Genomic DNA, 893 nt, shown 5'->3' with positions numbered 1-893 from the left:
TTGGCACGGAAGTTTTCAGCGAAGGTGATTTCTTCTTCTTTTACTTTTTCAATTGAGGCTTGAATATCTTGTTCTACTTCATTCAGCGCCGCATCTGCTGCAGCCGCCAAGTCAGTCTTTAATTTAGCTAAATCCTCTTTGGACATTTTTGCTCGTTCGGCTGCAGTCGGAATTACAATATTCGGAGTTGTTACCATCGCCTGTGCGGCATCCTGCGAGGCCGTATTGACCTGCGTATCTATTGTTTCCTGCGTAGCAGCAGCGTCCCCATCAGCAAATAACTGTAAATCAAAACCCCTCTGTATCTCTTTAGTAAACTTTTTCATAAGTATTTCCCCTCTCAAATTAATATAGAATATCACCGTCAAATATTTCCCCGCCAATAATCTCATGATCAGCGTACTGCCACATATAACCGCGGATATCGTCGCTATCACCCCATTGAGCATTCCACACAGCACAGCCCAGCGACTGCCAATCAACCACATTTGATAACCATGAATAACTAGCATATAAACCGCAATCTAGGCCAAGATTATCTAAAAATGCCCTGCACATATCCGTAATCGTCTGATTATCCGGCATCCCATGACTGGCTTTGTATCCATCGGCATCTTCCATGTCGTAAAACACAGGCAATTCCAGGTTTACGCCAGCCGCATCAATGGCCTCCCGGCAACTTCTGGCTTCCTGAATTGCATCTTCAACACTTAGCCCATAACTGTAATGCCATGCCCCAACCTTAAGTCCGACTGCATGAGCACCATTAACATTTTCTAAAAACCTTTCGTCTTTCGAATGTAAGCCGTAGCTACTGCGAATCATTGCAAACTCAATCCCTGCATCCTTCACGGCCTGCCAATCTACTGTGCCGTTGTTTTCTGATACGTCAA

General features: G+C 44.7%; 2 protein-coding genes. Both read right to left on the bottom strand.

What is annotated here, in order from left to right:
- On the bottom strand, nt 1-326 hold a 326-nt coding region (locus tag Ga0466249_RS25780; RefSeq protein WP_215832366.1), incomplete at its 3' end, for a hypothetical protein.
- A 19-nt stretch (nt 327-345) separates the two neighbouring features.
- The coding region (locus Ga0466249_RS25775) for a GH25 family lysozyme (RefSeq protein ID WP_215832365.1) at nt 346-893 on the bottom strand (548 nt) is incomplete at its 5' end.

The organism is Pelorhabdus rhamnosifermentans, assembly GCF_018835585.1.
GTDB classification, from domain to species: domain Bacteria; phylum Bacillota; class Negativicutes; order UMGS1260; family UMGS1260; genus Pelorhabdus; species Pelorhabdus rhamnosifermentans.
Note: the sequence above shows the minus strand (reverse complement) of the source record. Positions and strands in the feature narration are given on the sequence as shown.